Source organism: Allobosea sp. (assembly GCF_035999205.1).
In the GTDB taxonomy this organism is placed as follows: domain Bacteria; phylum Pseudomonadota; class Alphaproteobacteria; order Rhizobiales; family Beijerinckiaceae; genus Allobosea.
Genome location: NZ_DASYHA010000015.1, coordinates 39,938 through 64,668 on the forward strand (window position 1 = coordinate 39,938; position 24,731 = coordinate 64,668).

Annotated in this window: 26 protein-coding genes; 5 read left to right on the forward strand and 21 right to left on the reverse strand. The window is 67.1% G+C overall.

Annotated elements, in window-relative coordinates:
• Positions 1 to 70: 70 nt before the first annotated feature.
• On the reverse strand, positions 71 to 517 hold the full coding sequence (locus VGN82_RS04525) for a MerR family transcriptional regulator (RefSeq protein ID WP_327525800.1): 447 nt from the start codon (positions 515 to 517) through the stop codon (positions 71 to 73).
• A gap of 81 nt (positions 518 to 598) precedes the next feature.
• Positions 599 to 1,150 (reverse strand): cupin domain-containing protein, encoded by a 552-nt coding sequence (locus VGN82_RS04530; RefSeq protein ID WP_327525801.1) that lies wholly within the window; start codon positions 1,148 to 1,150, stop codon positions 599 to 601.
• A gap of 137 nt (positions 1,151 to 1,287) precedes the next feature.
• On the opposite strand from VGN82_RS04530, the gene aptA reads away from it, so the two are divergent.
• The gene (aptA, locus tag VGN82_RS04535; protein ID WP_327525802.1) at positions 1,288 to 2,637 is read left to right on the forward strand and encodes an omega-aminotransferase AptA; all 1,350 of its coding nucleotides are present in this window, start codon (positions 1,288 to 1,290) and stop codon (positions 2,635 to 2,637) included.
• A gap of 15 nt (positions 2,638 to 2,652) precedes the next feature.
• Here aptA and VGN82_RS04540 read toward each other — a convergent pair whose 3' ends face one another.
• The 7 genes from VGN82_RS04540 to VGN82_RS04570 form a co-directional block, all read right to left on the reverse strand.
• Entirely contained in the window at positions 2,653 to 3,258 is a 606-nt protein-coding gene (locus VGN82_RS04540) for a transglycosylase SLT domain-containing protein (protein ID WP_414644201.1), read from the reverse strand.
• Positions 3,206 to 4,450 (reverse strand): flagellar hook-length control protein FliK, encoded by a 1,245-nt coding sequence (locus tag VGN82_RS04545; protein WP_327525804.1) that lies wholly within the window; start codon positions 4,448 to 4,450, stop codon positions 3,206 to 3,208. The genes VGN82_RS04540 and VGN82_RS04545 overlap by 53 nt, the downstream gene beginning before the upstream one ends.
• Positions 4,447 to 5,673 carry a chemotaxis protein gene (locus tag VGN82_RS04550; RefSeq protein ID WP_327525805.1) on the reverse strand — a complete coding sequence of 409 codons (1,227 nt, stop codon included), beginning with the start codon at positions 5,671 to 5,673 and terminating at the stop codon, positions 4,447 to 4,449. The genes VGN82_RS04545 and VGN82_RS04550 overlap by 4 nt, the downstream gene beginning before the upstream one ends.
• A 26-nt stretch (positions 5,674 to 5,699) precedes the next feature.
• Positions 5,700 to 6,986, reverse strand: a complete 1,287-nt coding sequence (locus tag VGN82_RS04555) for a MotB family protein (RefSeq protein ID WP_327525806.1) — start codon at positions 6,984 to 6,986, stop codon at positions 5,700 to 5,702.
• Positions 6,987 to 7,021: 35 nt separating this feature from the next.
• Entirely contained in the window at positions 7,022 to 7,690 is a 669-nt protein-coding gene (locus VGN82_RS04560) for a hypothetical protein (RefSeq protein ID WP_327525807.1), read from the reverse strand.
• The gene (gene fliF / locus VGN82_RS04565) at positions 7,687 to 9,312 is read right to left on the reverse strand and encodes a flagellar basal-body MS-ring/collar protein FliF (protein ID WP_327525808.1); all 1,626 of its coding nucleotides are present in this window, start codon (positions 9,310 to 9,312) and stop codon (positions 7,687 to 7,689) included. Before fliF ends, VGN82_RS04560 begins: the two co-directional genes overlap by 4 nt.
• A gap of 176 nt (positions 9,313 to 9,488) precedes the next feature.
• The gene (locus VGN82_RS04570) at positions 9,489 to 10,736 is read right to left on the reverse strand and encodes a flagellin N-terminal helical domain-containing protein (RefSeq protein ID WP_327525809.1); all 1,248 of its coding nucleotides are present in this window, start codon (positions 10,734 to 10,736) and stop codon (positions 9,489 to 9,491) included.
• 324 nt (positions 10,737 to 11,060) lie between these two features.
• On the opposite strand from VGN82_RS04570, the gene VGN82_RS04575 reads away from it, so the two are divergent.
• The gene (locus VGN82_RS04575; RefSeq protein ID WP_327525810.1) at positions 11,061 to 11,411 is read left to right on the forward strand and encodes a hypothetical protein; all 351 of its coding nucleotides are present in this window, start codon (positions 11,061 to 11,063) and stop codon (positions 11,409 to 11,411) included.
• On the opposite strand, the gene flhB is transcribed toward VGN82_RS04575, so the two are convergent.
• From flhB to motA, 6 genes are read right to left on the reverse strand one after another with little or no spacing between them, the layout of a single operon-like run.
• Positions 11,390 to 12,454, reverse strand: a complete 1,065-nt coding sequence (gene flhB, locus VGN82_RS04580; RefSeq protein ID WP_327525811.1) for a flagellar biosynthesis protein FlhB — start codon at positions 12,452 to 12,454, stop codon at positions 11,390 to 11,392. The genes VGN82_RS04575 and flhB overlap by 22 nt on opposite strands.
• A 32-nt stretch (positions 12,455 to 12,486) precedes the next feature.
• The gene (locus VGN82_RS04585; protein ID WP_327525986.1) at positions 12,487 to 13,548 is read right to left on the reverse strand and encodes a flagellar motor switch protein FliG; all 1,062 of its coding nucleotides are present in this window, start codon (positions 13,546 to 13,548) and stop codon (positions 12,487 to 12,489) included.
• 13 nt (positions 13,549 to 13,561) lie between these two features.
• Entirely contained in the window at positions 13,562 to 13,963 is a 402-nt protein-coding gene (gene fliN / locus VGN82_RS04590; RefSeq protein WP_327525812.1) for a flagellar motor switch protein FliN, read from the reverse strand.
• Positions 13,964 to 14,003: 40 nt separating this feature from the next.
• Positions 14,004 to 14,321, reverse strand: coding sequence for a hypothetical protein (locus VGN82_RS04595; protein WP_327525813.1), 318 nt, complete (start codon positions 14,319 to 14,321; stop codon positions 14,004 to 14,006).
• The gene (locus tag VGN82_RS04600) at positions 14,302 to 15,249 is read right to left on the reverse strand and encodes a flagellar motor switch protein FliM (protein ID WP_327525814.1); all 948 of its coding nucleotides are present in this window, start codon (positions 15,247 to 15,249) and stop codon (positions 14,302 to 14,304) included. Before VGN82_RS04600 ends, VGN82_RS04595 begins: the two co-directional genes overlap by 20 nt.
• On the reverse strand, positions 15,249 to 16,148 hold the full coding sequence (motA, locus tag VGN82_RS04605) for a flagellar motor stator protein MotA (protein WP_327525815.1): 900 nt from the start codon (positions 16,146 to 16,148) through the stop codon (positions 15,249 to 15,251). The genes VGN82_RS04600 and motA overlap by 1 nt, the downstream gene beginning before the upstream one ends.
• Before the next feature lie 176 nt (positions 16,149 to 16,324).
• Between motA and VGN82_RS04610 the strand changes: the two genes are divergently transcribed.
• The 3 genes from VGN82_RS04610 (at position 16,325) to fliI (ending at position 19,542) form a co-directional block, all read left to right on the forward strand.
• Complete coding sequence (locus tag VGN82_RS04610; RefSeq protein ID WP_327525816.1) at positions 16,325 to 17,416, forward strand: DUF1217 domain-containing protein; 1,092 nt, start codon at positions 16,325 to 16,327, stop codon at positions 17,414 to 17,416.
• 2 nt (positions 17,417 to 17,418) lie between these two features.
• Complete coding sequence (flgF, locus tag VGN82_RS04615; protein ID WP_327525817.1) at positions 17,419 to 18,141, forward strand: flagellar basal-body rod protein FlgF; 723 nt, start codon at positions 17,419 to 17,421, stop codon at positions 18,139 to 18,141.
• A 78-nt stretch (positions 18,142 to 18,219) separates the two neighbouring features.
• A complete protein-coding gene (gene fliI / locus VGN82_RS04620; protein WP_327525818.1) occupies positions 18,220 to 19,542 on the forward strand; it encodes a flagellar protein export ATPase FliI in 1,323 nt (440 codons plus the stop codon).
• Between the two features lie 212 nt (positions 19,543 to 19,754).
• Here fliI and VGN82_RS04625 read toward each other — a convergent pair whose 3' ends face one another.
• From VGN82_RS04625 to flhA, 6 genes are all read right to left on the reverse strand, one after another.
• On the reverse strand, positions 19,755 to 20,210 hold the full coding sequence (locus VGN82_RS04625) for a hypothetical protein (protein WP_327525819.1): 456 nt from the start codon (positions 20,208 to 20,210) through the stop codon (positions 19,755 to 19,757).
• Positions 20,207 to 20,701: a hypothetical protein gene (locus VGN82_RS04630; protein WP_327525820.1), complete on the reverse strand. Its 495-nt coding sequence runs from the start codon at positions 20,699 to 20,701 to the stop codon at positions 20,207 to 20,209. Before VGN82_RS04630 ends, VGN82_RS04625 begins: the two co-directional genes overlap by 4 nt.
• A gap of 6 nt (positions 20,702 to 20,707) precedes the next feature.
• Positions 20,708 to 21,349, reverse strand: coding sequence for a rod-binding protein (locus VGN82_RS04635; RefSeq protein WP_327525821.1), 642 nt, complete (start codon positions 21,347 to 21,349; stop codon positions 20,708 to 20,710).
• 86 nt (positions 21,350 to 21,435) lie between these two features.
• Positions 21,436 to 21,849: a hypothetical protein gene (locus tag VGN82_RS04640; RefSeq protein WP_327525822.1), complete on the reverse strand. Its 414-nt coding sequence runs from the start codon at positions 21,847 to 21,849 to the stop codon at positions 21,436 to 21,438.
• A gap of 6 nt (positions 21,850 to 21,855) precedes the next feature.
• The gene (fliR, locus tag VGN82_RS04645; protein ID WP_327525823.1) at positions 21,856 to 22,605 is read right to left on the reverse strand and encodes a flagellar biosynthesis protein FliR; all 750 of its coding nucleotides are present in this window, start codon (positions 22,603 to 22,605) and stop codon (positions 21,856 to 21,858) included.
• A complete protein-coding gene (gene flhA / locus VGN82_RS04650; protein ID WP_327525824.1) occupies positions 22,605 to 24,710 on the reverse strand; it encodes a flagellar biosynthesis protein FlhA in 2,106 nt (701 codons plus the stop codon). Before flhA ends, fliR begins: the two co-directional genes overlap by 1 nt.
• Between the last annotated feature and the right edge of the window lie 21 nt (positions 24,711 to 24,731).

Below are 24,731 nucleotides of genomic sequence, written 5' to 3' on the forward strand. Positions count from 1 at the left end.
TCGGCGCTGGGCGCATGAGGGCGATGCAGCCATGCTTCTCCACAGGCGCCGGCCGCCTGGCGCCGCACTTTCAGTGCTTTGCATGGCTGCACTGTGCGTGGTCGGCGAGCGCCTCGATGATGGCGCAGTCGCAGGCGGCGACGCCGCCGGAGCAGGTTGCAGCGATGCGCTCGAGCTCCTTTTCGAGCGAGCGCAGCCGGGCGATCTTATGGCGGACCTCGTCGAGATGGGCGACGGCGATGGCGTGAGCGTCGTCACAGGCCATGGTCGGATTGTCCGAGAGCTTGAGCAGCGCTCGGATCGCGTCCACGGCGAAGCCGAGATCGCGCGCATGCTTGATGAAGGCGAGGCGCTCGACATGGCGGCGGCCGTAGCGGCGCTGGTTGCCCTCCGAGCGTTCGGGCGGCGGCAGCAGCCCGACCTGCTCGTAATAGCGGATGGTCTCGACCTTTACGCCGGTGCGCTCGGCCAGCGCGCCGATCGATACCACGCGTTCGATGTCCGCCGTCGGCCGCATGATGACCCCATCCCGAAGCTCTAGTCGCTATAGATCCTAGATGGTGTCGCCGATGGTGGCGTCAAGCCATGCCGGGATGCCTCAGAACGACGGTGGCGTGCAGGCGCTGACGACCTCGCAGGCGGCCGGCCCGACGCAGCGGAAGCGGTGCGGGCGGCGGCTTTCGAAGTAATAGGCGTCGCCCGGTCCCAGAATCCGCCGCTCGTCATCGACGGTGACCTCGAGCCTGCCGCTGAGCACGATGCCGCCCTCTTCGCCCTCATGCGTCAGGGGAACGCGGCCGGTGTCGGTGCCGGGCTCGTAGCGCTCCTTCAGGATTTGCAGCGCACGGCCGAACAGGTTCTCCCCGACCTGGCGATAGGAGATGCCGCCCTTGCCGATCTCGACCAGTTCCTCCGCTTGGTAGAAGGCCTGGCGCGGCCGATCCGGCTCCAGGGCGAAGAATTCGGAGAGCCCGATCGGGATGCCGTCGAGGATGCGCTTGAGGGCGCCGACCGATGGGTTCACGCCATTCGATTCGATCAGCGAGACCGTCGAATTGGTGACGCCGGCGCGCTTGGCCAGCGCCCGCTGCGAGAGCCCATGGCGCATGCGCAGATAGCGCAGCCGCGCGCCGACATCGGTGTCGCTCATAGCGAGTCGTTCTCCTTGTTCGGAATCTGCAACGTCGAGTCGTCGAGGCTCCAGAAAAACAATGCCTTGCGAGCATATTGAAACAGACTTGTTGGCCTTGGCAAAACAGTGCTCCGTGCCGGGCAGAGGAGATCATCATGACCGTCGCCCCGCCGCTGAAATCCGTGCAGAACGCCCGTTCGCTCGACAGCTACTGGATGCCGTTCACGGCCAACCGGCAGTTCAAGTCGGCGCCGCGGCTGCTCGCCTCGGCGCAAGGCATGCACTACGCCACCGAGGACGGTCGCAAGGTGATCGACGGCACGGCGGGGCTCTGGTGCGTCAATGCCGGCCATGGCCGGCAGCAGATCACCCAGGCAGTGGAGCGCCAGCTCTCGACATTGGACTACGCGCCGTCCTTCCAGATGGGCCATCCGATCGCCTTCGATTTCGCCGAGCGGCTTGCGGCCATCGCGCCGGGCGAAGGCGAAGCGAAGCTCGACCGGATCTTCTTCACCGGCTCGGGTTCGGAATCGGTCGATACGGCCCTCAAGATCGCCATCGCCTATCAGCGTGCGATCGGGCAGGGCACGCGGACGCGGCTGATCGGCCGCGAGCGCGGCTATCACGGCGTCGGCTTCGGCGGAATCACCGTCGGCGGCCTCGTCAACAACCGCCGTGTCTTCCCGCTATTGCCGGGCGCCGACCATCTGCGCCACACCCATGATCTCGAGCGCAACGCCTACAGCAAGGGGCAGCCCGAACACGGCGCCGAGCTCGCAGACGATCTCGAACGCATCGTCGCGCTGCACGGCGCGGAAACGATCGCGGCGGTGATCGTCGAGCCGATGGCCGGTTCGACCGGCGTGCTCGTGCCGCCCAAGGGCTACCTCCAGCGCCTGCGCGAGATCGCCACGCGCCATGGCATCCTCCTGATCTTCGACGAGGTCATCACCGGCTTCGGCCGGCTTGGCACGGCCTTCGCCAGCGAGTTCTTCGGCGTCATGCCTGACCTGATGACGACGGCGAAGGGCATCACCAACGGGGCGATCCCGATGGGCGCCGTCTTCGCCAGCCGCAAGGTGCATGACGGGCTGATGGCGGGGCCAGAGGCCGCCATCGAGCTGTTCCACGGCTATACCTATTCGGGCCATCCCGCTGCCTGCGCCGCTGGCATCGCGACGCTCGACATCTATGCCGGCGAGGGTCTCCTGACGCGTGCCGCTTCGCTCGCCCCTCTCTGGGAGGAGGCGCTGCATTCGCTCAAGGGCGCGCCACATGTCATCGACATCCGCACGATCGGCCTCGTCGCCGGCATCGAGCTCGCCTCCCGTCCCGGCGCCGTTGGCGCGCGCGCCTACGACGCTTTCGTCGACTGTTTCGAGAAGGGCCTTCTGATCCGCGTCACCGGCGACATCATCGCGCTGTCGCCGCCGCTGATCTGCGAGGCGTCGCAGATCGACGAGATCGTCTCGCTGCTGCGGGGCGCGCTCGGGCGGCTCGCCTGAGCCGACCGGGCGGGCTCATTCGTTGATGTTTCGCGTACCCTGCGACGCAGCGTATTTGGCGCCGCAGAAATTGCGGGCATTGTCGGTCCACTGGCCGAAGCCGGTCGCGACCATGTTGCGGATGACGGTGCAGACATAGCGATGCTGGGCCGGGTTGTTGTGCGGCCCGGCATGATAGCGTGCCACCGCCATCGTCCAGGTGTCGTGGCGCGCCTTCAGGCGCTTCAGGAACTTGGCGGAGTATTCGACGTTCAGCGCCGGCTCGAACATGGCGTCGAGGCTGGGGAACTGGTCGCGGTGGTAGTGGTGGTTGATCTGCATGCAGCCGATGTCGATCAGCTTCTTGCCCTTGGCGCGGGAGGTCTCGAATTCCGCCATGGCTTCGGCCTTGGTCGCGCCGAAGAAGGCGCGGCCATGGATGTTGAGCGCATAGGGCTGCAGTGAGTTGCGACGCCCGCTTTCCGTGAGCCCGACCGAGTAGAGCACGCCGACGGGGATGTCATAGGCCTTCGAGACGCGGATCATGTGCTCCTCGCACACGGTCTGTGCGAGGGCTGGGGCCGCGACACTAAAGGTAGCGATAAGGATCGCGGCCAGGGCGGCTGCTCTCGCGCGGCTCATGGGAGTCCTCCTTGCTGGTTGTCGCATCCTGCCGCCAGTCGCGCCGCTGGGACTCGCGCTCCTGGCGTTCGCGGGATTGATCGAAGCTGCGGCCCTCGCGGGCGCCGGACCGTTGATCGGCTGCGCCGTCCCTGCCACCATCCTGCCCACCGGGGCGCGGATCGGGTCCGGCCGCATCGACATGGATAGTCTCGACCGAGACCTGATCGAGCGCATAGCCGCTGGCCTTGACGATCTCGCGCAGCGCCTCGCGGTCATTGGCGAGCATCTGGGCGGTTTCGGTGCGGCTGGCCTCGAGCCGGATCTCCATGCCGCCCTGAGAGATCCGCATCTTGACGACGATGCTGCCCAGTTCGACCGGGGCGAGCTGGAGATGCAGGATCTTCGTCGGTTCGGCGATGCCGGCCGGCTTGTCGGAGGCGAGATCCGGAACGACATCGGAGCGGGCGCTAACGAGTTCGGCTGCCGCCTGGCGGATCGGCTCGGCGACCTGCTGGAGCGGCGACAGGCGCATGACGGGCGGGAGATGGGTCTCCTGCCGCACGACCGTGATGGACATTGGCGTCTCGGGTAGGGACCCCTTGGAGCCGGTTTCGGGTTTGCCCGGGACGTTCTCCGTCGTGTCCGTGAGGGCTGCGAGGTCGGCCAGGCCCGGCAGGTCGCCGGGCGCGGTGGTGTCGCCGGGCATGGCGATACCCGCTTCGCCCGTTGCGGATTTCAGGGCTGCCGTTGCCGTGTCGGCGCCGGCTCCGGCCTTCGCGAGCGCATTGTTCAGCGTGGCGAATGCGTCGCGCCGGGCGGCGGGTTCCCTGCGGCCATCGGCCTGGGCGTCGCGTGCCGGCGCTTGCAGGGCACCGAGCAGAAGACGGGCCGCGTCGGTCGTGCCGGTGGCGGATTCGGGCGGAGTGGCTGGAGCCATTGCATCCAACATCAGCCCAGCCGCGCTGGCCTCGGCGGTCTCGAGGTCTTCGGCCGGAGCGGCATCGGCGGCCTTGTCCTGCGCTGCGGCCGCTGGCCTTCCGGCTTCCTTGCCGGCGGCCTTGTCGAGGTTCTGAAGCAGGCTGCGGAAGGCCTGGCCGCGTTCGTCGCGACCTCCTGGCGTCAAACGAGCCTTGGGATCCTTAGCCGTGGTCGCACCGGCTGCTCCGGGCGCCCGGCCCGGTGGCAGGAAGGGTGTTTCGAGTTGGCTCATGGCTTGGCGTTCCCCTGCTTGCCGTCTGCCCGCCTGCCGGCCCCCTGGTTCGATCCGTCCAGCAACGTCTGCGCCTCTGCCAGGCTGCGCTCGGCCGCCGTGACGATGCGCTTCACGCGGGGGTCGAGATCGGCGGGCTCGGGCGTGGCGATCGGCGTTTGGGTGGTGCCGGCGGGGACATCGATGATGTGCGAGGCGACGCGCAGCGCCGTCTGCAGAATCTCCTTCTCCTCCGGTGGCAGCCGCTGACCGTCGATCTTCTTGAGGGTCTCCAGCGCCCCGTCGGCCTTGTCGGTGCCGATGCGCGAGGCCGCCCTGTAGAGAGAGGCGCGCGTGATCGTGGCCTGGTCGGCGCCGGGAATCCGCGCCACCTCATCGGCGGCGCGACGCGCCTGCTCGAAGCGGCCGCGGACCAGCGCGTCACGGGCGATGATCAGGAGCACGGCGCGCTGCTGCTCTCGATCGAAGGCGCGCAGCGTGGTGACGAGGCGGGGGAACTTCTCCGGGTCGCGGCCGATGTCGAAGCGGACCAGCCCGGTCGCGAAGGCCTGTCGGAAATTCTCGGCATAGACCGAGCGGTCGAAGCGGCGCATGTACTGGGCGGTCGCCTTCTCCAGCCGGTCGAGATCGTTGATCTCGGCGGCGATGAAGACGGCGCGCCGGAGCGCGCCTTCCTCGACCAGCGAGCCCGGCGACGCCAGCCGTGCCTGATCGAGCAGCTGCAAGGCGCGCTTCTGGTCATTGCGCAGGATGAGCGTGGCCTGGACGAGGGCGAGATGCCCGGCCAGCGATTCATGCAGGCTGGCCGGGTCGAGCTGCATCAGCAACGTCCGCGCCTGGCCGTTGTCGCCCATGACATAGGCCAGGGCGCCTTCGCCCAGCCCCTTGGGCAGCCCGGCCGGCTCGCCGCGCTTGAGGAGTTCGGCCAGCACGCCGGGCTGTCCGCCGCTCAGGACGTACTGGACGGCGGCGCGCGTGTTGCGCGGATCGTCCCAGACCTCGGGCGGCTGCGCCAGCATGGCCTGTTCGACGTCGCGCAGCAGCTTGCTCTGGGCCGCATGGGCAGTGCGATTGCCCGAGGCAGCCTCATTCTGCAAGGACTGCAAGGTTCGCACGAGCTGATAGGGCTGCGCGTGCGCGGATGCTGCAGGGGCAGGTTCGGCCTGCGCATGGGCGAGAGGCGAGGCAAGCCCGAGGGCTGCTGCCACGTAAAATCGGAGCATGCGGCGTGTCATCCCTGGTCCTGCCGTCATGCCCGCTTCTCCCGAATCAGGATTTCGATGCGGCGGTTCTCGGCGGCGTTCGGATCGGTGGCGCGCGGCCTGCGGCTGGAATGGCCCTCGACATGCTCGATGCGGGCTTCGGTGATGCCGCCCTGGATGAGCAGGTCCTGGGCGGTATGGGCGCGGGCCGTCGAAAGCCGCCAGTTGTCGCTGCGTCCGTCGCGGAAGGGCCGCGCATCGGTGTGACCGCGGATGACGATCGCTCCCTCGCGCTGGTTCAGCACGGTTGCGACGCGCTTCATCGCTTCGACGGTCTGCGGATGCGGCTCGGCCGAGCCGATGCCGAACATGCCGAAATTGGCGTTGTCGGTGAGGCTGATCAGAACGCCCTCATCGGTCTGGCGGACATCGACCTTCGGCTGGTCGGTGCGCTGGCCGGGGCCGTTGCCGCTGGCGATGGCGGCGGCGATGGCCGAGGCGACGGCGTCTTCGGCCCGGGCCTTGGGTGTCGGAGTCTCTGCGACGGCGGACCGTGGCGACATCGGCACGGTGGCGGCAGATGGCGGTGCGGGTACCGTGGCGGGCTGGGCCGACGCGCCATCCTTGGCCTGCTGCGCCTGTTCGGCGGGCTCTGCAGCGACGGGCTCGGCCTTCGCGGCGACGGGCGGGGCACTCGCAGCCGGGGCAGCCGGCTGCGCCACCGGGGCCGTCGCCTTCGTCGCGGCTGGCGCGGCATCGCCCGCAAAGGCCTCCTGCTTGCTCGGCTTGTCGGTCTGCGGTGTCTGGCGCCAGAAGTTCGGATCGAAGGGATCGCGCAGCGCCTCGCCGCCATTCATGCCGGGCTTGCCGGTGGCGCCCAGGGTCAGGGTCGAGGCCCGGTCGGAGCCCGGTTCGGGCTTGGCGGCGGCGACCTCGGCCAGGACCGCATAGGGATCCTCGAAGGCCGCCTTGCCCTGGTGGGCGTCCTTCAGCGAGGCACTCGGCTGCCGGTCGGATCCGGTCTTGGCCGCGCCGACCTCGTTGCCGTCATGGCGGCTCGTGCTGTCGACCTCGCCGGGCTCGGCGTCCTGAGGATTGCGGACGCCCTTGCGATCGGAGGTCGTGTCCGAGAGCTTGATCGGGTTGAAATACTGGGCGACCGTGGTGCGTGTTTCGCGGTTGGTCGAGTTGACCAGCCAGAGCACGAGGAACAGCGCCATCATCGCCGTCATGAAGTCGGCATGCGCGATCTTCCAGACGCCGGTCTTGATCTGGTCGGCCTGTCGGCCCGCGCTGCGCCGGACGATGATGAAATCCTGACGGTCGTTGTCCATGATCGCTCGTATCCAGGTTGCGGGAGGCTGCCGGATCAGGCGGCGCGCCGGCGGCGCCGGTCGGGGCCCCTGCCTTCGAGCCTGGCGACCCAGGCCTCGATGCGGGTTTGGATGGTGGTTTCGCCGGCCACGATGCTGACATCGGTGGCGTCGTTCTCGGTGAACTCGACCGCGCAGCCGGCCGGGAAGACGTGGCGCAGCGTGTCGAGCAGCCGGGCCGGGCCGCTGACGCGGATCAGCACCCCATCCTCGCCGGCCAGCAGCGGCCGGATCTGGTCGATCAGCGCGCGGCAGGCGGCGTCGTGGAGCTCGCCGTCCAGGAAGGGACGCAGCAACCGCCCGGTCACCTCGGAGAGCCTTTCGCCGAGCGCCTCGAGCGCCTCCGGGATCTGGCCGGAAAGCCGTGTCGCGACGTCGTCGGCCCAGGACTGGCGGGCCAGCTCGAGGGCGTCGGCAGCCTCCTGGTTCCGGCGGGCCAGCTCCGCCTCGGCCTCGGCGCGCGCCTCGGCGAGACCCGCCTGGCGGCCGCGCTCGAAGATCGCGTCGAGATCCGGGGGCGGCTCGCGCGGCGTCTTCGGCAGGAACGACGGCAGCTCGATCTCCTCGGCGCCTGCCTCGCCCGTCACCGCCTCGGCGAGGTTGCCGAGCTCGACCTCATCGAAGTCGAAGCTCGGGATGAAGTCTCCGGCCGGACGATGCTTCACGCGTGCTCTCCCTCATGGATCCACTGCTTCAGGATCGCGGCGGCCTGGACCTCGTCGAAGTCGATGAGCTGTTCCAGCTTGCGCAGCGGCGAGCGCTGCGAGGCACTGGTCAGGTCGCCGATCAGGTTGAGGCCGATCTCGGTGCCGGCGATCTGGAGCTGCGGGTCGACGGCGGCGACGCTGGCCTCGTCGACGGTGGCGGTCACGGCGGCCGGGGCAGGACGCTTGAGGATCGCGTTGATAGAGGGTCGCAGGCCGAACCAGATGATCAGAGCGGCGAGGGCGAGGATCGTCACCGCATTGATCAACGTGCCCGACTGGCGCAGCAGCGTCTCGCCGATGCCGATCGGTGCGGCCGGCTCGAGCGTGCGGCTGCCCTGCAGGAAGTCGACGGCGAGAACCTTGACGTTGTCGCCGCGCTGGCCGTTGACGCCGGCGGCCGAGGCGACGACCTGTCGGACGTCCTCCAGGCGGGCGTCGATGGCCTCCTGCGTCGGAGAGGGGCCGAGCGATTCGACCAGGCGCGGCCGGTTGATCAGAACGGCGATCGACATCTTGGCGACCGAATAGCCGTCGCTGATCGTCTGCGTCTTCTTCGACGAGATTTCGTAATTGGTCAGCTCTTCGCGGCGCTGCTTCTCCTCGCTCGAGCGCTGGCCGCCATCGGCACGCACGGCGCGCTCGGGCACGTTCTGCTCGACCGTGGTCGGCTCCTGGGTCGCGGCGTTCTGCGAGCTGTCGTTCTCGCGCACCACGCGCACCGAACGCTCGACTTTCGAATCCGGGTTGAAGACGGTCTCGCTGGTTTCCTTGCGGTCGGTGTTCAGGTCGGTGGCAACGCTGATCTCAAAATTCTCGAGGCCGAGATAGGGCGTCAGCGCCTTGCGAACATTGTCCTGGATCTCGCGGTTGACGGTCTGCTGCAGGCCCGCCAGCTTCGAGGACGCCATCTGGCCGGGTTCGCCACCGGTGGCGAGCAGGGTGCCGTCGGTGTTGAGGACAGTGACCTTCTCGGCCGAGAGGCCAGGCACGGCGGAAGCGACGAGGTGGCGGATCGCCTGCGCGACATTCCCGGCGCCCGAGGTCTCGGTGCGGACCACGACGCTGGCCGAGGCGGGCTGCTGGTCGCGCCGGAAGGAGCCCTTGTCGGCCAGCACGAGATGGACGCTCGCCGCCTTGACGCCGCGCATGAGCTGGATTGTGCGGGCAAGCTCGCCTTCCATGGCGCGGACGCGGGTGATCTCCTGCATGAACGAGGTCAGGCCGAGCGAGCCGAGCTTGTCGAAGAGCTCGTAGCCGCCGCTGGCGCTGCGTGGCAGGCCCTTCTCCGCTAGCAGCATGCGCGCCTGCGCGGCCTGGGACGGCTTGACCAGGATCTGCGAGCCGTCGGCGTTGACGTCGAAGACGACGCCGGCTTCCTGCAGGGCGGCTCCGATGCGGTTCACGTCCTCGCGCTGGAGGCCGGTATAGAGCACCGACATCTCGGGGCGGCTGAGATAATAGGCGCTGACGCCGATCGCGGCGAAGACGAAGAGCCCGATCGCGACCAGCGCAGCCAGGCGCTTGTGACCGAGTTGCTGGAGATTGAGCCAGATCTCTTCAGCATATTGGCGGCCCGGCATCTGCGTTCCTTTGAGCATGGGACGTTATGACGGGGAGTGTGCTTGCCCAGCCTTGCGCGAGCATTGCGGGTTGGGCCAGTGCCGGCCGAGCCTTGGCGCATCAAGGGAGCGAATGCGAAAAGGCCACGCTCCGTGAGGAGCGTGGCCCTGTCTGGCGTAACCGTGTGCCGTTCGCGTCAGCCGCGGAAGAGCGACAGGATGCTCTGGCTGCCCGAGTTGGCGATCGACAGCGCCTGGATGCCGAGCTGCTGCTGCGTCTGCAGAGCCTGGAGGCGGGTCGATTCGGCGTTCATGTCGGCGTCGACGAGCTGACCGACACCGCGATCGAGCGAGTCCTTCAGGGCCTTCACGAAGTCCTGCTGCAGGCCGATGCGGTTCTTGATGGCGCCGAGGTTGGTGGCGGCATCGGTGATCGTGCCCAGGGCATCGTCCACGGCCGAGATGTAGGTCTCGAGCTTGGAGAGGTCCGCGGCGTTGTCCGTCAGGGCGCTGATGTCGAGATCGGCGACGCTGAAGGTCTCCCAGGAGGTTCCGTTGAAGGCGTCGTAGGACTTGTCCAGGATGCCCTTGCCGGTCTCGGTCGCCGGAGCCGTGGCGAGCGCCGCCGGAGCGGTCAGACCGCTGTTCAGCGTGATCGTGACACCGGCCGGCGCGCCGTTCTCGGTGGCGCGGTTGGCGAACTGGAGCTGGCCGCCCGAAGAGACCACGGTCAGACCCTCGATGCCGAGCTTCATGATGTCCTTGGCGATGCTGTCGACCGTCGAGTCGACCGTCGTCGCGACGTTCAGCGTGGCGCCGGTGCCGACCTGGACCGTGATGTTGCCGGCGGCCGCCACAAAGGTGCCGGTGCTGGCGCCGGTGACCACGTTGGTCGCAGGCGTCGCGTCGGCCTTCTTGTCGTAGAGCTTGATCGCCTCGAGGTCGACCGTGACCGTGTCGATCTGGACGACGCCGCCGGCGCGCGAGAAGGACGAGACGACCGACTTCGTGGAGTTGTAGCTCGCCGAGTTGGAGTCGACCGAGATCCAGTTTTCACCGTTGAACACGGCCGAGTCGCCGGTGTTCTTGAGCTGGCTCTGGAGCTCCTTGATTTCGCTCTGGATCTTGTCGCGATCGACGCCGGGCGTACGGGCGGCGGTCAGCTTGGCCTTGATCTCCGAGACGACTTCGACCGTGCCGTTCAGGCCGGTATACATCGTGTCGATGGTCGCGGCGCCGAGGCCGAGAGCGTCCTGAACCGCGCCGAGAGCCTTGTTGTCCGAACGCATCGTGGTGGCGATCGACCAATACGCCGCGTTGTCGGAGGCGGTCGAGACACGCTGGCCGGTGGCGATGCGGTTCTGCGACTGGGCAAGGTTCTTGTTGGTCTGCGTCAGCGTCTGCAGCGCAGTCATTGCGGAGGTGTTGGTGAGCAGGCTGGTCATGATGATGTTCCTCAATCAGAAGGGATTGTTGGGAACATTCCGGATTTTAACCGGGATGGCAGGGCGGCTTCATGCCTTTGACCGTGTGGGGCGCACCCATCGGAGCGGTCAACCTTCCATGTGATGAGGTGTAGCGGACGAAGCTTGCGCGAAGCTGACCGGCCTTGCGAATGCTGAATCCGTGTCGTGGACGGAAGAGGTGTGGCCGATGGCGACCAGTCTGCGCCCGTGCGTCGCTGTTCAGGCCAGAAAGTGACCTGGGGGCGAGCCCGCTGGACCATCCGAATGGAGCGCAACCAAGGCGGCCGAGGAAGCGGGCGTTGCATGCAAGGCGGCGAGCGGGCGGTGATCGGCGGGACGGGCTTGCTGGCCGGGGATGGCCATTCGCTTTGCGAGGGGTTTTGGCGGGCGAGCCGACATCATGCGCGGATGCGGGTCCCACATATTCTCGTTCTCGCCCCTGTGCGGGCTCACGAGAATGACATCGAGGTCGAGCGGCCGGTGGTCCCGGCCTGGAGCCTTGTCGCGTCAACTCGTCCGCATTCTCGGATGATCCAGCGGGTGCCGGAGCGATCCGGCGCATCGTTCGAGAAGGGCGTCGCCGCTTCTCAGAATGGGGGGCTGCCGTTGATCAGCCTCGACGACTTGGCGGCTCACGCCACCTTCTTGGCGTAGACCATGCACAGCAGCTCGGCGACGACCTTGTAGAATTCGGGCGGGATCATCTGATCGAGCTGGACCGCGGCGTGGAGCGAGCGGGCGAGCATCCGGTCCTCGACCACGGGGATGTCGTTGGCCTCGGCGATCTCGCGGATCTTGAGCGCGATCAGATCGGTGCCCTTGGCGAGCACGAGCGGCGCGCCGCCCTCCTCCTGCACATAGCGCAGTGCGACGGCGTAGTGTGTCGGGTTGGCGATGACCACGGTCGCGCGCGGCACGGCGGCCATCATCCGGTTGCGGGCCCGGTCGCGGGCCAGCGACAAGCGACGCGCCTTCTGGATCGGGTCGCCTTCGGCCTGCTTGTGCTCTTCCTTGATCTCCTGCTTGGTCATGCGCAGCGAGCGGCGCCAGAACTTCTGCGTCCAGACCAGGTCGATCGCGACGATGACGATCGTCGCCACGCAGGTCGCGGAGAGCAGGCGGATCGCGATCGTCAGGATCAGCTCGGGTATTGCGCCGGGGTCGCGCAGCATGGCCGTCACCACAGTGTTCTTGTCCGATTTGAGGATGAGCCAGACGGTGACCGTGATGGCGGCGAACTTGGCCAGGGATTTGCCGAACTCGACAAGCCCCTGCTTTCCGAAGATGCGCGTGAAGCCCTTCGCGGGAGACAGTCGTGACCATTGCGGCTGAATGCGCTCGAGCGAGAGCTGGGGCGGGTGCTGCAGGAAAGCCGCGCTCAGGCCGAAGACGAGGAAGAGCGCAAACAGCGGCCACAGGAACAGGCCCGCCTGCATCGCGATATGCGAGAGCAGCGACGTCGTATTGATCCGTGTCGAGATGTCGAAGCCTGCGGGATCGGCCAGGAACTCCGACAGGAAGCGCGTCATCTCGCCGGCGCCGGCGCGGACCAGGAAGACGCTCCCAATCAGCGTCGCCGCGATGCTGGCGAAGATCGGCGCCTCCTTGGAGGAGGGCGTGTTGCCGCGCTCGACCGCGTCGCGAACCTTCTTTTCGGTCGCTTCTTCGGTTTTGCTTTCCTGGTCCTGCTCGGACACGTCTCGTCACCTGCTCGCGGAGATGAGGCTGCTCACTGGAAGTAGGCGCCCTCTTCCCGCTCTGGATTGAGCTCGATCTCGCCGCGGCTCGCCATTTCGAGTGCGACATCGGTGATGGCGCGACGGGCATCGACGACCTCGCGCTGGAGCGCCGGCTCGCCGTTCTCGAGATCCTGCTGCACGATGCGCCGCGCGCGGGCGGCGAGCGAGGAGAGGATCTGGTCCCGGAACACGGCCTCCGTGCCCTTGAGGGCGAGCACGAGCCGGTCGGTCGGAACCTGGTCGAAAATCGCCATCCGGGCCCGGGCCGACAGCTTGACGATGTCCTCGAAGGTGAAGAGCAGCCCCTTCAGCATCTCCGCCGATTCCGGCCGGACGCGCTGCAGGCTGCCGAGGGCCTCCTCCATGTCGTGGCTGTCCATCTTGTTGAGGATGTCGGCCATGCGGGCATGGGTGTCGGCGCCCTTGTTGCGGGACAGGTTGAGGGTGAAGCCCTCATAAAGTGCCTTCTCGACGATCGCGGCGGGCTGCTCGGCCACGGGCTTGAGGTTGAGCATGCGGCGCATGAGCTCGTGGCGCTTGTCGGCGGGCCACTGTGTCATCACCCGGGAGGCGCAGGACGGCTTCAGCTTGGAGAGCACAAAGGCGGCGGTCTGCGGATGCTCCTTGGCGAGATAATTCGCGAGCGCGCTTTCCGGCATCTGCGAGATGCGGTCCCAGATCGAGCGGTTGGCCGCGTCGGCCGTCTCGCCGATGATCTCGGTGATCTCCTCGGGCGGCAAGACGCCGGTGAGCAGCTTCTGGACCTCGGCGGGCGAGCCGATCAGGTTCATGCCGCGCGAGAACTGGTCGCTGAACTCGTCGACGAGATCGGTGATGTCGGCCGCGCCGACCGGTCCGAGCTCGGTGGCGCGGCGCATCAGCGCGCGGATCTCGGCCGTGTCGAGATGCTTCAGGATGCGCCCGGCGAGCGGCTTGCCCATCGCCAGCACCAGCACGGCCGCCTTGCCGGCGCCGCCGAGCTGCTGCGGGCGCCCCGTCACGACGGACGTTGCGGCAGCACTGCCTCGGTTGTCTTTCGCGGTCACCGTCATCGACTGCACGGCCTCACTCTTCGAACTTGGCCTGGACGCCGACGATCTCGGTCAGCGACACGCCGAAGCGGCTGTTGTCGTCCTCGACGATCACGACTTCACCCCGCGCGACGATGCGACCGTTGACGACGACATCGACCGGCTCGCCGACGCGGTGGTCGAGCGGCACGACAGCGCCGCGGCGCAGCTTCATCAGATTGGCGACCTGCATCGTGGCGCTGCCGAGGACGACCTGGATCGTCACGGGAATGCGCAGCACGGCGTCGAGGTTGAGCGGGTCGTTGGCGACGGCCGGCGTTTCGCCACCTTCGTCGAGCTCGGACGCCGTGGCTTCGGTTTCGATCAGCGTGGCGTCGGCGGGCGCCTCGGCGAGGGCGAGGTCGGAGAGCTTCACGGGCTTGCTCGGCTTCTTCATGGCGGGCTCCTGGAGAGAATGATGGCGCGAAAGGACTGCTTCAGGCCGCGCTGGCCTTGCGGCCGGTGCGGGTGCCCGGCGCTTCTGCATTCGCGCAGACGAGCTTGATGTCGCTGACGAGGCGGCGTCCGGCGTCGATGCGCACGCCCAGCTCCTCGACGACGTCGCGACCGCTGGCCTGGAGGTCGCGGACTGTCGCCTGGATCGCGCCCAGCGCGGCCTCGGTCTTGCCGAAGACCTGCTGGAACTCGGCGTGGTAGGCGCGCATACGCTTCAGCTCGCTGCGCATCCGCAGCACCTGCAGGCTGGTGAGCAGCAAGGCGGCGAAAAGGACGGCTTCACCGAGATAGAAGATCATCGAAAAACTCCTGTTCCTGGTTGGCGCTGTCCTGGATGCGCAGGACGTAGGATCCGTCGCGCTGGCCGAGCTGGCACCAGAAGACGGTCTCGTCGTTGCATTGCAGCTGGATCGGGGAGCGAGGCGAGGATTGCAGCTCGATGACCTGGCCGACCTTGAGCTCGCTGATCTCGCCGAGCGTCATCGGTCGCTCCTCGAGAATTGCCTTCAGCTTGACCTCGGTCTTATGGACCTCGGTCTGGATCTGCTTCGTCCAGCGCTGGTCGCGGACCGTGGTGTGGCCCGAGACGACGCGGGAGAGGTTCTGGCGGATCGGGTTCAGGGCGGTCTGCGGGATGATCAGGAACATCTGGCCGCAATTGTCGAGGCCCTGGACCAAGAGCTGCGACTTCACCGCGAGGTTGCTGCGGCTGCCGATGGCGGCGAAGTACATCCGCGTCTCGACCTGCTCGAAGATGAAGCTGACGTCGCAGACCGGGCTGAAGGCCGCCTGCAGGTTCTTCGCGGCGAGCTCGAACAGCGCCTGCGCCACCTGGATCTCGATAGGGGTGTAGGGCCGCTCGTCGTCGGGAAAGTCGGGCTCGTACTTGTAAGGCCGCTCGCTGCCATCGGCGCCGAACAGCACTTCGATCAGCGTGAAGATGAAGTCCCGGTCGAAGCCGATCAGGATGCGCGCATCCCATTCCGGCGAGTGGAAGATGCCTGCGATGGTGTTGTGGGCATGGGCGTTCAGGGCGTCGCCGATGCGCTGGCTTTGGACGTTGGCGACGGAGATGTAGGTCGGCGAGGTCGACATCTGGCGCAGCGCGTCGGCGCAACCGGTTGCGAGCCGGTCGAAGATCGTGCGCAGCATTGGCAGGCGGTCGATGGAGATGCCCGTCGATTCGAGGAGCTTGTCCTCGCGGATCGCTTGTGCGGCGGTGCTCATCAGGCGGCTTCCTTCTGGGCGCGGTCATTGGCGGGCGTGCGCTGGCCCGCGCCGCTGATCGTCTTGTCTTCGACCTCGTCGATGGAGGGCCGCTCGGAGGCCGAGATGACCTTGCGGCCATATTCGAGGGCGACCTGCGGGGCAGCGCCATTGATGAAGGCGAGGAGGGTCTGCTTCACGACGATGTAGACGCGCGCCTGCTTCTCCCGGGTCGCCTTGATCTTCAGCGAGATCGGCCCGATCACCGCGTATGAGAAGAAGATGCCGGCAAAGGTGCCGACTAGGGCCGCGCCGATGAAGCCGCCGAGCAGGGCCGGCGACTGGTCGATCGCGCCCATCGCCTTGATGACGCCGAGCACGGCGGCGACGATGCCGAGCGCCGGCAGCGCCTCGGAGACGGTGCCGAGCGCGTAGTAGGGCTTCAGGCGGTCCTGGAGGTGCCCGCCGATCTCCTCGTCGAGCAGGGCCTCGACCTCGTGGGACTGCGCCTTTCCGACGATGATCAGCCGGAAATAGTCGCAGATGAAGGTCGTCAGCTCGCGGTTGGCGAGAACGCTGGGATAATTGCCGAACAGCGTCGATTCATAAGGCGTTTCGATGTGCTGCTCGATCTCGGCGCGGCCCTTGTTGCGGAGTTCGCGCATCAGGGCATAGAGCACGCCAAGGACCTCGAAGTAGTGGGCCTGGCTGGGCGTGGCGTTGCGCAGCGCCTCCATCACGGCGGTGCCGGTGTCGGCGACCATCTTCACCGGATTGGCGATGATGTAGGTCCCGACCGCCGTCCCGAGGATGATGACGAGTTCCCAGGGCTGCCAGAGCACGGCGACATGGCCACCCATGGCGGCGAAGCCGCCGATGAGCGAACCCACCGCAATCAACAATCCGATCAGTACGCTCAACGCGCCGCTCCTTCTCGCAAACCGCAGATGCTCGGAAACTGCAAGTTGAGAGCTAGACGAGCTGGCTTGCGCGAAGCTGAAAGGTCAGATCCGGCACCGCGTCAGGTCCGCGCAAGCCTTGCGCGGGAGCATGGCCAAAGAAGATTGGGATCGATCTTGTTGCAGCGGGGGCAGCGATGACCACGACATTGATGAGTTATCAGGCGGTCACGCGCAACATCACGCAATCGCTGGCGCGCACGGCGGCGCAGCCCGCCGTCGCGGCGAACACCGCCTATTTCGAGAAGAACATCGCCAAGGTGAAGACGCTCGACGACTTCATGAAGGACGATCGGCTCTACCGCTATGCGGTGGATGCGTTCGGCCTGGGCGAGATGGCCTATGCCAAGGCCTTCATGCGCAAGGTCCTGGAGGGTGGCGTCAGCGATCCCAACAGCTTCGCCAACAAGCTTTCGGACAAGCGTTATCGCGAATTCGCGGCCGCGTTCGACTTTGCTGCCGAGCAGACCGAGACGAGCTATTTCCAGGCCAACATCGCCAAGGTGAAGACGGTCACCGCCTTCACCTCCGAAAGCGCCTCGCGGATGTTCGACTATGCCATCGAGGCGTTCGGGCTGGAGTCGATCGTCGATACGCCGAAGGAAAAGGCGGCCCTCACCGAGGCTCTGCATGTCGGATCGAAGACGCCGCTGCGCTTCGACGACCCGGCGATCGACACTCGCTTTCGTGCGTTCCTGGAGGCCTTCGATTTCGCCGGCAAGGGCCTGAAGACAACCGCCGACAGGGCGATGATGCAGCAGACCGTCGATCGGCATAACAGCGTCGTCAGGGCTGATCAGACGAAGGTTACAGTCGAGAAATTCACGCGCCAGCAAATGGAGCTCGACGCTGGAGCCAGCAACGAAAGCGTCCGGCTCGCGCTGTATTTCCAGCGTAAGGCGCCGGACATCACCGATCCCTTCCAGATCATGGCCGATCCCGCCTTGCTCAAGGTCGTGCAGACGGCGCTCGGCCTGCCCAAGGAGGTCGGCGCGATCGATCTCGATCAGCAGGCCGAAATCTACAAGAAGCGGATCGACTTCGCCGACTTCAAGGACCCGGTGAAGCTGCAGGCGTTCATTTCGCGCTTCACTGCCCTGGCCGACGCCCAGAACGGCAGCTCCGTCGCGGCGTCTGCCGTCTCGATCCTCGTCGGCCCGCCGACGGCGGCAGGGGTGAGCATGGACGTCCTCTTCAGCATTCAGAATCTGCGCCTCGGGGGCCTTTGACCATGCAGCCATCCATCTATGTCGGCCTGTCGTCGCAGCTCGTGCTCGAGAAGCGGATGGAGACTCTGGCCCGCAACGTCGCCAACATGAATACGGCGGGTTTCCGGGCCGAGGAGGTCAAGTTCAGCACCTTCCTCTCGAAGAAGGGCGCGGACGCCGTCAACTTCGCATCGGCCGGCGAGACCTTCGTCAGCCGGGTCCAGGGTGGGCTCGACAAGACCGGCAACCCGCTCGACGTCGCCGTCGAGGGCGATGGCTGGCTGGCGATCAGCACCCCGGCCGGGACCGTCTACACGCGCGACGGCCGCATGAAGATGACGGCGCAGGGCGAATTGCGGACCCTGTCGGACCACCCGGTGCTCGATGCGGGTGGTGCGCCGATGCAGCTCGACCCCGAGGGCGGCCCGCCAACGATCGCGAAGGACGGCATGATCTGGCAGGGCAACCAGCAGGTCGGCGCGATCGGCCTGTTCGCGATCGATCCGGCCGCCAAGCTGCAGCGCCATGACAATTCCGGAGTCATTCCGGACCGGCCCGCGACGCCGATCCTCGATTTCATCGTCAATGGCGTGCGCCAGGGCTTTGTCGAGGGCTCGAACGTCAACCCGATCCGCGAGATGACCAAGCTGATCGCGGTGACCCGCGCCTTCGAAAGTGCCGCCAATGCGATCGACAAGGGCGAGAAGGCCGTCGATGGCGCGATCCGCTCGCTTGGCGAGAGCTAAGCCGCCGTCCGCTCCCGCCATCCGGCCGTTCCGCCATCGTCCGCGGGCCGCCACCCACCATGATCTGACTGGATCGCGATGAACGCGCTGACACGTCTCGAACACTCGCTTGCCGGCGGCCCCTTGCCTCATGATCTCGTTCAGGTCAGCGGCAGCGTCTCCGAGGTCACGCCGGCGGCGCTGCGCGTGCGCGGCCTCTCGCGATTCATCCGGCTGGGCGAACGCATCGCGCTTTCGACGAATGGCCGGGAGGAGCTCGGCGAGGCGATCCGGATCGACCGCGACGGCGTGCTGGTGAAGCCCTTCGCGACCACGGTCGGCGTCGGCCTGGGGGCGCGCGCCAGCGTCGCCGGGCCACTGAGCCTGCGTCCGACCCAGAGCTGGAAGGGGCGCGTCATCAACGCCTTCGGCGAGCCGATCGACGAGGCTGGGCCGCTGTTCCCCGGCGAGGTGGCGATGCCGGCCGAGGGAGCGCCGCCGGAGGCGATGAAGCGGGCGCGGGTGACGCGGCCGATCCGCACCGGCGTCAAGGTGATCGACCTGTTCACCCCGCTTTGCGCCGGACAGCGCATCGGCGTCTTCGCCGGCTCCGGTGTCGGCAAGTCGAGCCTGCTCTCGATGCTGGCGCGGGCGCCCGGCTTCACGACGATCGTCATAGGCCTGGTCGGCGAGCGCGGCCGCGAGGTGCGCGAATTCCTCGACGACACGCTCGGTCCGATGCGGGCCCATTCCGTCGCCGTCGTCTCGACGAGCGATGAGAGCGCGATGATGCGCAGGCTCGCGCCGAACACCGCAATGGCGGTGGCCGAGTATTTCCGCGACCAGGGCGAGGACGTCCTGCTCATCATCGACTCCGTCACCCGCCTCGCCCATGCCGCCCGCGACGTTGCCCTGGCGGCGGGCGAGCCGGCCGTGGCGCGCGGCTACACGCCGAGCGTCTTCAGCACCTTGCCGAAGCTGCTCGAGCGTGCCGGGCCCGGTGTCGACGGCACGGGCACGATCACCGGGATCTTCTCGGTGCTGATCGATGGCGACGACCACAACGACCCGGTCGCGGATTCGATCCGCGGCACGCTCGACGGCCACCTCGTGCTCGATCGCGCCATCGCCGATCAGGGCCGCTATCCGGCGGTCAACGTGCTCGGTTCGGTCTCGCGCCTGGCGCATCATGTCTGGACACCGGAGCAGCGCGGTCTGGCCTCGCGGATGAAATCGCTCGTCGCACGCTTCGAGGACACGCGCGATCTGCGCCTGATGGGCGGCTATCAGGCGGGCGCCGATGCCGAACTCGACAAGGCGATCGTGCTGGTGCCGAAGATCTACGAGGCGCTGCACCAGGACATGAGCGCGCCGTTGAGCCAGGATGCCTTCAAGGACCTGGCGAGCACGCTGCAGGGTTGAGTCCGCTCGCTCCCGTCAGTTGCTGGCGCATCGAAACGCGCCGTCATCCTCGCCGAAGCGCAACGGAGCGCCGGGATCCATCGTAGGGCGCGTGGCCTGCGATGGATCCCGGAGCTGCGCCGCTTTCGCAGCTGGTCCAGGATGACGGCGTGTTTCCGAGTGACTTGGTCAAGGTGGGGAGGCGAGCGAGAGTTCTTCGCCGAACCGGAGCGTCAACCGCGGAGCTGGTCCTTGCGGACGTAGTTGAATTCCTTGACCAGCACGTCCTTGACCAGATCGCCGCCAAGACGACCGTTGACGCCGGCCTTGACGGATTTCAGCACCGCGTCGATGTCGGCGCGCTCGAGGCGCGAGAAATCGACATTCGCGTTCGAATAGATCGCCCGCAGCGCCTCGTCGCGCACATAGGGATGAGGTTTCACCGTCATCTGGCGCAGGGTGCGCGCATCGGCCGTGAAGACGAACTGGGCGGCGACATAGCCCTGGACCTCGCCATTGGCGATGATCGGCACATGAAGAAGGGGCGTCTCCTCATATTCGAGGCCCTCGAAGAACGCGGCCTCCGGGGCCGGCGGGGTCTCGGCGCGCCAGGTCAGGGCGAGATGCCCCGAGAGCAGGGTGACGCCACAGACCCACACGCCGAGGACGAGGAGCCGTGCGGTCGTCATGAGGCCTGGGCCTTGGCGTTCCGGGCGCCGGCGATGCGGGAGTTCGCCGAATAGGTGCCGTCCGATTCCGCATCGATCAGCGTGCTCGTCATGGCCGAGGCGATCTCGCGCACCGCATCGAGATGCATGCCGATAGCGAGGCGGTTGTGCTCCAGCTTGAGGCGCAGCGTCGAAAGACGCGCGATCAGTCTGCCGTCCGCGACCTCGTCGCGCATGGCGCGCATGGCTCGGCTGGCGTCAAGGAGCAGGCGGCTCTTGATCTCGTTGAGACGGTTGAAATCGGCGCTGCGCAGCGCCATCAGTTCGGCGGTCTCGTGATCCAGCGCCTGTTCAAGGCGGTCGAGAACGGACCACATCGCGCGCGAAGCGCCCGATGGGACGTCCGGCTCAACAGGGTGTTCTTCCACCATGGTGACGAGCGGGGGCACCAGGGCCGGCAGGCCCGATGGCGGCGCCTCGCTGGGACTCGGAAGGTCGTTGTGGTCACTCATGATCGATCAGGCCTGTCGGAAGTTGGAACGCGTCACTCCGCCCGTGGTGGTGGGCCGCGTCAGGTTGAGAAAGCGCTGTTCGGCCGCGAGCGGGATGCCGAGATCGCGGGCATTGGCACCGGCGATCTTGCCGTCGAGCAGCTTGTGAGCGGCGGCGACGGCGCTGCCGGAGGTGGCGGTCGCGCCAGTGTTGTTGCGCCCGGCGATCGCGGCCTCGACCTTCTCGCGGATACCGAGGCCGCCAGCCTTGGCGATCTGGTTGGCGATCTGCTCAGACAGCATCGAGCGCCAGACGCCGCCGGCGGTACCGCTGCCGAAGTTGTTCGCCGAGGCTTCCGGCATCATCTGCTCGATGAAGGTCGAGATCACCTGAGCCTCGAACTGCTGTGCCGTCTTGGCGCTCTTGGTTTGCGCCGCATCGGGGGCATTACTCAATTTAGCCGGCGCAAGGCTTGCAAATTTCTCGCGAGCACCGGCGAGGCCGGGGGCGGCCGAGGTCGGCGCGGCCTCGTCCACGGCAGCCGCGAACTGGGTTCCGGCGACGCCCGAGCCCATGCGCTGGAGCCGCTCGAACGCGACCTGCTGACGGTTCGGGTCGGCGGCGCGCGCCACGTCGAGAACAATGTCCGACGGAGGGGAAATCGCCATTGTCACCTGCCATGTTCGAGGGATGAGACGGGTCGTCGAACGATCTAGTATCAGCTTGCCCGATCAGGCTTATTCCAGGCTTGCGCTCAGAGGGCCGATGTCTCGCGCCCGGCCGCGCGCTTGCCTTCGAGCGCGTCCATGATCTCGACGAGCGCGCCATCCTGGTCGGCGCGCAGCTTGATCTTGCGGACATGGTCGACCAGCCGGGCGGTACGCTTCTCGCGCCCGGTTTCGGTCAGCACATGCCTGGCCTGTTCGGCCGCTGCGGCGTCGAGCTCGCCGATCGAGACGGCGACGCGGTGCAGGCGCCTGGCGGTCATGTCGGAGAACAACCCGCCTGTCGGCCCGTCGCCATTGAGCGAGACGACAAGTGCGCGGGATTCCTCGCGGGCGGCGTTGGCCTTGATCTCGATCGCCTTCTGGCGCCATTCGGCGAGCTTGCGGATACGCGACTGGATCGCCAGCATCCGCTCGATCGATTTCAGGTGGTTGCCCGGCATGGCGGGTCAGCCTCGGGCGAGCCAGGACGAGAAGGCGGTGATGAACAACCGCAGCGTCTCCGGGCCGGTGAAGTAGAGCAGGAACAGCCCGCCGGCGATGACGTAGGGCAGCGAGATGAAATAGACCGGGATCTGGGGCGTGAGCTTGTTCATGATGCCGATCGCGAGATTGACCACCACGCCGTAGATCATGAAGGGGCTGCCGATGCGCAGCGCCAGGGTGAAGGTCTCCGAGGCCCGGTCGGCGATCTGGATCAGCCCGGCCTGGGCATCGAGCGCCGTACCCGGCGCGATGCGCGTGTAGGATCCGGCGAGGGCGCGGATGACCTCGGCGTGTTGATTGGTCACGAACATCAGCGTGACCGCCGTCATGGTGATCAGCGTGACGAAGGGGCCCGAGGCCTCGGCCTCGTCGATCGGCAGGCCCGGCAGCTGGCCGAGCCCCGCTGTCGCCGCCATGGCGGTCGCGATCGTCTGCAAGGCGAGGAAGAAGAAGCGCGCCATCAGCCCGATCAGGGCGCCGGTCATCGTCTCCGAAACGATGACCCGCAAAAGGGTGGCGGGGCCTGGCTCAGCAAAAGGCGCGAAGGCCGGCAGGACGAAGGGCGCCAGCGCCAGGGTGACGCCGACCGCGATGAAGAGCCTGAACCGGACCGGTACGCGCGGGCTCGAGAAGCCCGGCATCAGCATCAGGCAGGCGCCGATGCGGCAGAAGATCAGGAAGGCGTGCAGCAGCGTATCGGGCGTCACCGGCATCAGGAGATGGTGCCCAGAAGATTGACCTCGAGCCCGCGCGCGATCTCGACATGCGAGAGCACCGGCAGCGCCGGGAAGATGCGCTCGACGATCATGCGGACGTAAGGACGCGCATCGGGGCTGGTGACGAGCACGAAGCTCTGGCCCTGGTCCATGCGGGCGCGCACTGCCGTCGTCGCTTCCGCCGCGAACTCCTCGATCAGGCGCGGGTCGATGTCGAACTCGATGACCTCGCCCTTGGAGTCGCGTTTCAGGCTCTCATGGAAGGCGAGGTCCCAGCGATTGCCGAGTCTCAGCATGTTGAGCACGCCGCCCTCGGTCAGGTCGCCGCAGATCTGCTGGGCCATGCGCATGCGGACGTGTTCGGCGATCTGCTCGGCACGGCGGACATGCGGGGCGATCTCGGCGATGACCTCGAGGATCAGGTGCAGGTTGCGGATCGAGACCCGCTCGGCGAGCAGCAGGCGCAGCACGGCCTGTAGGCTCGACAGCGACATATGCGCCGGGCAGATCTCGTCGAGCAGCTTCTTGTATTCGGGCCCCAGCCGGTCGAGCAGCGCGCGCATGTCCTTGTAGGACAGGAGCTGGCCGAGATTCTTGCGGATGGTCTCGCTGAGATGGGTCAGCAGGACCGAGAGACGGTCGACCGGCTGCATGCCCTCGCGCTTGACCTCGTTGGCATAGCTTTCGGAGACCCACATCGCCTTGACCCCGAAGGCCGGCTCGCGGACCTCCTCGCCCGGAAGATCCGGCATGCGGCCGTCGCCGACGACGACGAGCATGCTGCCCGGACGCATCTCGCCGGTGGCGGCGACGGTGCCGTGGATGCGGAACTCGTAATTCTTGGGCGGCAGCCGCAGGCTGTCGGTCAGCTTGATCTCGGGAACGACGAAACCGTATTGCTGCGCGAACTTCTTGCGCATCTTGCTGACGCGATGCGCCAGTTCGCTGTGGGAGTTGAGCATCTCGGCGGCGAGCTGCTTGCCGAGGCCGAGCTCGATCTCGGCGGTCCGGAGCGATTCCTTGATCGTGTCCTGGGTTTCGCGGGCGGCCTCCTCGGCCTCCATCGCCCGCATCTCCTCAGCGGCGGCGGCGCGCTCGGCGTTGCGCTTGGGGATCGTGTAGCCGACGAAGGCCATCATGCCGCCGAGCATGGCGAAGGGCAGGAGCGGCAGGCCGGGCATCAGCGCCAGCAGGAACATCAGGCCGGCGGCGACGAAGAGCGCGCGCGGATAGTTCCCGAGCTGGCCGAGGATCGCCTGCTCCGCCGTGCCGCGGGTGCCGCCCTTCGAGACGAGCAGGCCGGCGGCGAGCGAGACGATCAGGGCCGGGATCTGGGTGACGAGGCCGTCGCCGACGGCGAGCTTGACGAAGACGTCGGCGGACTGGCCGAGCGACAGGCCGTGGCGGGTCACGCCGATAATGATACCGCCGAGGATGTTGACGGCGGTGATGATCAAGCCGGCGATGGCATCGCCACGCACGAATTTCGAGGCGCCGTCCATGGCGCCAAAGAAGGAGCTCTCCTCCTCCAGCTCGTGACGGCGGCGCTGGGCTTCGGAGGCGTCGATCAGGCCGGCCGAGAGGTCGGCGTCGATCGCCATCTGCTTGCCGGGGATGGCATCGAGCGTGAAGCGGGCGCCGACCTCGGCGATGCGGGTCGCGCCCTTGGTGATCACGATGAAGTTCACCGTGACGAGAATGATGAAGACGATCAGGCCGATGACGAAGTCGCCCGCGATCACCAGCCGGGCGAAGCCGTCGATGATGTAGCCAGCCGCATGCGAGCCCTCGTTGCCATGCGAGAGGATGACGCGGGTCGTGGCGATGTTGAGCGAGAGCCGCAGCATCGTGACGACGAGCAGGACTGTCGGGAACGACGAGAATTCGAGCGGCTTGTTGATCCAGAGGGCGACCATCAGGATCAGCACCGACAGCGCGATCGAGAGCGCCAGGCCGAGGTCGATCAGAAAGGCCGGGATCGGCAGGAACAGGATCGACAGGATGGCGACGATGCCGATCGCGAAGCCGATGTCGCGGCGGCTCGCCGGCGGGCCGCCGGCGTTGGCTGCAACCTTGCCGGTGATGACGTTCTGCGTCGCCATGCTGAGCTTGTGTCCTATCGT

Excerpts from the sequence above, each read along its gene's own strand:
- fliI (WP_327525818.1), top strand. The coding sequence starts at position 18,220 with ATGAACGCGCTGACACGTCTCGAACACTCGCTTGCCGGCGGCCCCTTG.
- VGN82_RS04550 (WP_327525805.1), bottom strand. The coding sequence starts at position 5,673 with ATGCTCCGATTTTACGTGGCAGCAGCCCTCGGGCTTGCCTCGCCTCTC.
- VGN82_RS04640 (WP_327525822.1), bottom strand. The coding sequence starts at position 21,849 with ATGCCGGGCAACCACCTGAAATCGATCGAGCGGATGCTGGCGATCCAG.
- VGN82_RS04540 (WP_414644201.1), bottom strand. The coding sequence starts at position 3,258 with ATGAGCCGCGCGAGAGCAGCCGCCCTGGCCGCGATCCTTATCGCTACC.
- VGN82_RS04575 (WP_327525810.1), top strand. The coding sequence starts at position 11,061 with ATGCAAGGCGGCGAGCGGGCGGTGATCGGCGGGACGGGCTTGCTGGCC.
- fliR (WP_327525823.1), bottom strand. The coding sequence starts at position 22,605 with ATGCCGGTGACGCCCGATACGCTGCTGCACGCCTTCCTGATCTTCTGC.
- aptA (WP_327525802.1), top strand. The coding sequence starts at position 1,288 with ATGACCGTCGCCCCGCCGCTGAAATCCGTGCAGAACGCCCGTTCGCTC.
- flgF (WP_327525817.1), top strand. The coding sequence starts at position 17,419 with ATGCAGCCATCCATCTATGTCGGCCTGTCGTCGCAGCTCGTGCTCGAG.
- VGN82_RS04585 (WP_327525986.1), bottom strand. The coding sequence starts at position 13,548 with ATGACGGTGACCGCGAAAGACAACCGAGGCAGTGCTGCCGCAACGTCC.
- VGN82_RS04630 (WP_327525820.1), bottom strand. The coding sequence starts at position 20,701 with ATGAGTGACCACAACGACCTTCCGAGTCCCAGCGAGGCGCCGCCATCG.
- fliF (WP_327525808.1), bottom strand. The coding sequence starts at position 9,312 with ATGCCGGGCCGCCAATATGCTGAAGAGATCTGGCTCAATCTCCAGCAA.
- VGN82_RS04555 (WP_327525806.1), bottom strand. The coding sequence starts at position 6,986 with ATGGACAACGACCGTCAGGATTTCATCATCGTCCGGCGCAGCGCGGGC.
- VGN82_RS04625 (WP_327525819.1), bottom strand. The coding sequence starts at position 20,210 with ATGACGACCGCACGGCTCCTCGTCCTCGGCGTGTGGGTCTGTGGCGTC.
- VGN82_RS04610 (WP_327525816.1), top strand. The coding sequence starts at position 16,325 with ATGACCACGACATTGATGAGTTATCAGGCGGTCACGCGCAACATCACG.
- VGN82_RS04570 (WP_327525809.1), bottom strand. The coding sequence starts at position 10,736 with ATGACCAGCCTGCTCACCAACACCTCCGCAATGACTGCGCTGCAGACG.
- VGN82_RS04530 (WP_327525801.1), bottom strand. The coding sequence starts at position 1,150 with ATGAGCGACACCGATGTCGGCGCGCGGCTGCGCTATCTGCGCATGCGC.
- flhA (WP_327525824.1), bottom strand. The coding sequence starts at position 24,710 with ATGGCGACGCAGAACGTCATCACCGGCAAGGTTGCAGCCAACGCCGGC.
- VGN82_RS04635 (WP_327525821.1), bottom strand. The coding sequence starts at position 21,349 with ATGGCGATTTCCCCTCCGTCGGACATTGTTCTCGACGTGGCGCGCGCC.
- VGN82_RS04545 (WP_327525804.1), bottom strand. The coding sequence starts at position 4,450 with ATGAGCCAACTCGAAACACCCTTCCTGCCACCGGGCCGGGCGCCCGGA.
- VGN82_RS04600 (WP_327525814.1), bottom strand. The coding sequence starts at position 15,249 with ATGAGCACCGCCGCACAAGCGATCCGCGAGGACAAGCTCCTCGAATCG.
- fliN (WP_327525812.1), bottom strand. The coding sequence starts at position 13,963 with ATGAAGAAGCCGAGCAAGCCCGTGAAGCTCTCCGACCTCGCCCTCGCC.
- VGN82_RS04525 (WP_327525800.1), bottom strand. The coding sequence starts at position 517 with ATGCGGCCGACGGCGGACATCGAACGCGTGGTATCGATCGGCGCGCTG.
- VGN82_RS04595 (WP_327525813.1), bottom strand. The coding sequence starts at position 14,321 with ATGATCTTCTATCTCGGTGAAGCCGTCCTTTTCGCCGCCTTGCTGCTC.